Source organism: Brevundimonas sp. (assembly GCF_013823285.1).
Classification (GTDB): Bacteria; Pseudomonadota; Alphaproteobacteria; order Caulobacterales; family Caulobacteraceae; genus Brevundimonas.
The window spans coordinates 1-5,456 of the sequence record NZ_PNLV01000138.1 but is presented as its reverse complement, the minus strand read 5'-3'; the positions used below and the strand labels follow the sequence as shown (position 1 = coordinate 5,456).

Annotated in this window: 4 protein-coding genes; 3 read left to right on the top strand and 1 reads right to left on the bottom strand. The window is 68.8% G+C overall.

Annotated features, from left to right (window positions below):
• A partial coding sequence (locus tag C0461_RS13275) for an alpha-ketoglutarate-dependent dioxygenase AlkB (protein ID WP_292107675.1) occupies window positions 1-487 on the bottom strand: 487 nt, incomplete at its 3' end.
• A 235-nt stretch (window positions 488-722) separates the two neighbouring features.
• On the opposite strand from C0461_RS13275, the gene dnaK reads away from it, so the two are divergent.
• From dnaK to dapB, 3 genes are all read left to right on the top strand, one after another.
• Window positions 723-2,639, top strand: a complete 1,917-nt coding sequence (dnaK, locus tag C0461_RS13270) for a molecular chaperone DnaK (protein WP_292107674.1) — start codon at window positions 723-725, stop codon at window positions 2,637-2,639.
• A gap of 194 nt (window positions 2,640-2,833) precedes the next feature.
• Window positions 2,834-4,018: a molecular chaperone DnaJ gene (dnaJ, locus tag C0461_RS13265; protein ID WP_292107673.1), complete on the top strand. Its 1,185-nt coding sequence runs from the start codon at window positions 2,834-2,836 to the stop codon at window positions 4,016-4,018.
• On the top strand, window positions 4,015-4,764 hold the full coding sequence (gene dapB, locus C0461_RS13260) for a 4-hydroxy-tetrahydrodipicolinate reductase (RefSeq protein WP_292107672.1): 750 nt from the start codon (window positions 4,015-4,017) through the stop codon (window positions 4,762-4,764). The genes dnaJ and dapB overlap by 4 nt, the downstream gene beginning before the upstream one ends.
• The last annotated feature ends 692 nt before the right edge of the window (window positions 4,765-5,456 follow it).

Here is a 5,456-nt window from a genome sequence, read left to right as displayed (position 1 = left end):
GCCGCACCGAGCGCGTCCGCCCGCCGCCCGCCGCCCCGATCCGGAACACCGCCGTGTCCCCCAGCGAGACCGACAGCACCGGCGCGGTCAGGTCCCGCTCATCCTTGTCCTGATGCAGGCCCATGCGGGCGTCGGCGTCATACAGATTGACCAGACAGGCGTCGGGCGGCGCGGGCCAGCCGGTCAGATCGTCCCACAAGGTCAGCAACATCTGGGGAATCGGCGGCCAGGGCGCGCCTGTTTCGGGATGAACCGCCTGATAGCGATAGCCCGCCCGGTCCGAGACCCACCCCAGCGGCCCCAGATTGCTCATACGCACAGAGAACGGCCGTCCGCCTGGCGTGACAGGCCGATACAGGGGCGCGGCCTCCAGCGCCGCCAGCACCTGATCCCGCAGCTGCGCCTGATCCGCAGCCGTCAGTCGCCCCGGCCAGAGGCGAAAACCGTCGAGCGAGTCATCCAGCGTCATGTCGGCGGGCGAGGTCATTGACCCCATATCGGATGGGCCTGATCTCGCGCCAAGCCCTTGCACCCCTTGCGGGCTTTCCCATATCCGACCGGAACGTGGACAAGACCCTATTCCTTTGAGGGAATTGTTCGCTTAAGGAGCCCCACCGCCGGTTCGCCCGGCAAGCCTAACAACCCACAGGGGGCGGTCACGCGCGGCGCTTGATCCGAAGGCCGCCGCATCGCCCGCCGATACGGAGTGAAAGACAACGCCCATGAGCAAGATCATCGGCATCGACCTCGGCACCACCAACTCGTGTGTTGCGGTCATGGACGGCAAGAATCCCAAGGTCATCGAGAACGCCGAGGGCAACCGCACCACCCCGTCGGTGGTCGCGATCCAGGAGGACGGCCAGTCCCTGGTCGGCCAGCCGGCCAAGCGCCAGGCGGTCACCAACCCCGAGAACACCTTCTTCGCCATCAAGCGCCTGATCGGCCGCAGCTATGACGACCCCGTCGTGGCGAAGGACAAGAAGATGGTCCCCTACGAGATCGTCAAGGGCCCCAATGGCGACGCCTGGGTGCGCGCCCACGGCAAGGACTATTCCCCCCAGCAGGTCTCCGCCTTCACCCTTCAGAAGATGAAGGAGGCCGCGGAGGCCTATCTGGGCGAGAAGGTCGAGAAGGCGGTCATCACCGTCCCGGCCTATTTCAACGACGCCCAGCGTCAGGCCACCAAGGACGCCGGCAAGATCGCCGGCCTTGAGGTCCTGCGCATCATCAACGAGCCCACCGCCGCGGCGCTGGCCTATGGCCTCGACAAGAACGACGGCCAGAAGATCGCGGTCTACGACCTGGGCGGCGGCACCTTCGACGTCTCGATCCTGGAGATCGGCGACGGCGTGTTCGAGGTGAAGGCCACCAACGGCGACACCTTCCTCGGCGGCGAGGACTTCGACCTGCGTCTGGTCGACTACCTGGCCGACGAGTTCAAGAAGGAGCAGGGCGTCGACCTGCGCTCCGACAAGCTGGCCCTGCAACGCCTCAAGGAAGAGGCCGAAAAGGCCAAGAAGGAGCTGTCCTCGGTCACCCAGTACGAGGTCAACCTGCCCTTCATCACCATGAACGCCTCGGGCCCGCTGCACCTGAACATCAAGCTGTCGCGCGCCAAGCTGGAAGCCCTGGTGGACGACCTGATCCAGCGCAGCATCGAGCCGTGCCAGAAGGCCCTCAAGGACGCGGGCCTCAAGGCCTCGGACATCGACGAGGTCATTCTGGTCGGCGGCATGACCCGCATGCCCAAGGTGCAGGAGGCCGTGAAGGCCTTCTTCGGCAGGGAGCCCCACAAGGGCGTCAACCCTGATGAGGTCGTGGCCCTGGGCGCCGCCGTTCAGGCCGGGGTGCTGCAGGGCGACGTCAAGGACGTGCTGCTGCTGGACGTGACCCCCCTGACCCTGGGCATCGAGACCCTGGGCGGCGTGTTCACCCCCCTGATCGAGCGCAACACGACCATCCCCACCAAGAAGAGCCAGGTGTTCTCCACCGCCGACGACAACCAGTCGGCCGTGACCATCCGGGTGTTCCAGGGCGAGCGGCCCATGGCGTCGGACAACAAGATCCTCGGCCAGTTCGACCTGATGGGCATTCCCCCGGCGCCGCGCGGCATGCCCCAGATCGAGGTGACCTTCGACATCGACGCCAACGGCATCGTCAACGTGGGCGCCAAGGACAAGGCCACCAACAAGGAACAGTCGATCCGCATCCAGGCCAACGGCGGCCTATCCGATGAGGACATCGAGACCATGGTCAAGGAAGCGGAAGCCAACGCCGCCGCCGACAAGGCCCGCAAGGAACTGGTCGAGGCCCAGAACGGCGCCGACAGCCTGATTCACTCCACCGAGAAGGCCATGGCCGAGCACGGCGACAAGGTCTCCGGCGACGACAAGACCGCCATCGAGACGGCGCTTGCCGACCTCAAGGCCGCCCGCGAGGGCGAGAACGCCGAGGACATCAAGACGAAGACCCAGACCCTTGTGCAGGCGTCCATGAAGCTGGGCGAGGCCATGTACGCGGCCCAGCAGGGCGCCAGCGAAGGCGCTGAGGGCGCCCAGGCCGAGCAACCCGCCGACGACGGCGTGGTGGACGCCGAGTTCGAGGAAGTCTCGGACTCCGACGACAAGAAGAGCGCCTGAGCGGCGGTCTGACCGACCAGAGCCCCGCTTGCTTCTCCAGTGAGGCGAGCGGGGCTTTTTTCTGATCGCGGATGGCTATACCCCTGAGCTTCATGCGGACATTGCATCCGCCGGGGCGGACACCATCTGAGACATGACGACGGCGCCGGAGCCCTTCGGCGCGACGGGGCGAAACAAGGAATCGGGTACGCCTTATGGCGCGTGACTACTACGAAATCCTGGGCGTCGAGCGGACCATCGACGCGGCCGGCCTCAAGGCGGCCTATCGCAAGCTGGCGATGGCCCACCACCCGGACCGGAACGGCGGGTGCGAGGACTCGGCCAGCAAGTTCAAGGAAATCAGCGAGGCCTACGGCGTCCTGTCGGACGACCAGAAGCGCGCGGCCTATGACCGCTTCGGCCATGCCGGGGTGAACGGCGGCGCGGGCGGACGCGGGGGCGGGCAGGGCTTCCACGACATCAACGACATCTTCTCGGAAGTGTTCGGCGAGGCCTTCGGCGACGTGTTCGGCGGGGCCCGGTCCCAGCGCGGCGGACCGCGCCGGGGCTCGGACCTGCGCCACGATCTGGAGATCACCCTGGAGCAGGCCTACCGGGGACTGGAGGCGGAGATCACCGTCCCCACCACCGCGACCTGCGAGACCTGCAACGGCTCGGGCGCCAAGGCGGGCAGCCAGCCCACCACCTGCGCCACCTGCGCCGGACAGGGCCGGGTGCGCCAGGCCAACGGCTTCTTCGCGGTGGAGCGCACCTGCCCCCACTGCGGCGGCCAGGGCAAGGTCATCAAGGACCGCTGCGGCTCGTGCCACGGCCACGGCCAGGTGCGCAAGAACCGCACCCTGTCGCTGAAGATCCCGGCCGGCGTGGACGACGGCTCGCGCATCCGCCTGGCCGGCGAGGGCGACGTGGGCATGGGCGGCGGGCCGCGCGGCGACCTGTATGTGTTCCTGTCGGTGAAGCCCCATGAGCTGTTCGAGCGGGACAATCTGGACCTGCTGGTCACCGTGCCGGTGCCCATGACCGTGGCGGCCCTGGGCGGCGAGATCGAGGCGCCTTGCCTGGTGTCCGAGGCCTGCGACGGCCAGTGCCGGGCCACTGTGAAGGTGCCCGAGGGCGCCGAGACCGGCAAGACCGTGCGCATCAAGGGCAAGGGCATGCCCCGGCTGGACGGCCGCGGCCGCGGCGATCTGGTGGTGGAGCTGTTCGTGGAGACGCCCCAGAGCCTGACCGCCCGCCAGAAGGAGCTGCTCAGGGAGCTGGCCGAATGCTGCGGCGAGGCCCAGAACCCCCGCAACTCCGGCTTCGCCTCCAAGGCCAAGCGGTTCTGGAGCGAGATCACCGGGACCGACGACGCGCCCCGCAAGGAAAGCGCGGCTTGAGCGGCGTGATCCATGTGGGCGTCTCGGGCGCCCGGGGCCGCATGGGCCGCGCCGTCGGCCAGGTGCTGGACGCGCGCGAGGACCTCGTGGTGGCCGCCCGCTTCGACCGGGGCGAGACCCCGGACCTGAGCCTGTGCGACGTGGTCATCGACTTCTCGACGCCGGACGCCTCGGTGGAGCTGGCCCGCCATGTGGCGGCGCGGGGCGGCCCGGCGCTGGTGATCGGCTCAACGGGCCTGACCGACGAACAGGAAGCCGAGATCACGGCGGCCGCCGAAAAGGTGGCCATCGTGCGCAGCGGCAATTTCTCGCTGGGCGTCAACATCCTGGTGGGGCTGGTGGAGCGCGCCGCGGCCCGGCTGGACGCGGCGGACTGGGACATCGAGGTGCTGGAGAGCCATCACCGCAAGAAGGTGGACGCCCCCTCAGGGACCGCCCTGATGCTGGGAGAGGCCGCGGCCATGGGCCGGCATGCCGACCTGGCGGAGCTGCGCATTGCGGCGCGCGAGGGCATAACCGGCGAACGCCCCGTTGGCGGCATTGGCTTTGCGGCCCTGCGCGCCGGGGGCATCGTGGGCGACCACACGGTGCTGTTCGCCTCGGACGACGAGGTCCTGACCCTGAGCCATTCGGCCATCGACCGCTCCCTGTTCGCCCGGGGCGCCGTGGCCGCCGCCGTGTGGGTCAAGGCCCGCAGCCCCGGCCTGTACGACATGCAGGACGTGCTGGGCTTCCGGCAGGCCTGAGCCGCCTTTTCCGTTTTCGGCCCCCTCCCCGCCTTGAGCGGGCGAAGCGGTTTCAGACTCCGGGGCGGAAAAAACAGGGTGCGAATTGTCCGAAATGTCCGAAATCGGCGTGGCCGACGGCGCGGTTTCGGCCGCGTCGCCAGCCTTGGCGGGTGTGGCGGTTTCGGACTGCGGGGCGAGAAAAACAGAGTCCGAATTGTCTGGATTGTCTGAAACGCCGACGCCGGGGGCGCCGGGCGTCGCCGGTTCGGGCGCGGCCTCGGCGGACGTCCGCCATGTGTGCTCATAGCAGGGCGTCATCTCGGCGAAGCGGGCGTTGATGGCGGCCTGGCGGGCCTCGAGATTGGTGTGGTCGGGGACGAAGACGGGCCGCGGGGGCGGCGACGGTTCGGGATCGGGACCCGCCGCCTGGGCCATCAGCTTTTCATGCAGGCGCATCCACGACCCGGCCTCCACGGCGCGGCCGGCCTGCAGGGCGCGGTTCATGCGGATCAGGGCCGTGCGGGCCATCTCCTCATAGTCGGGCAGGTTGAAGGCCTCGTCGGAGTCCAGGTCCACCGGGTCGGGTGCGGCGTGGGGCGTGTCCAGGCGACGCCATCCCCCGGCGGCCGCGCGGTCCCGCAGGGTGCTGACCTTGAGGCCGTAGCGGGCGCAGACGTCCGCCGCCGTATCGCCGGCCTGATAGTCATCCC

What these genes read in the sequence shown, in the direction of transcription:
- dnaJ (WP_292107673.1), top strand. Translation starts at nt 2,834, where the DNA reads ATGGCGCGTGACTACTACGAAATCCTGGGCGTCGAGCGGACCATCGAC.
- dnaK (WP_292107674.1), top strand. Translation starts at nt 723, where the DNA reads ATGAGCAAGATCATCGGCATCGACCTCGGCACCACCAACTCGTGTGTT.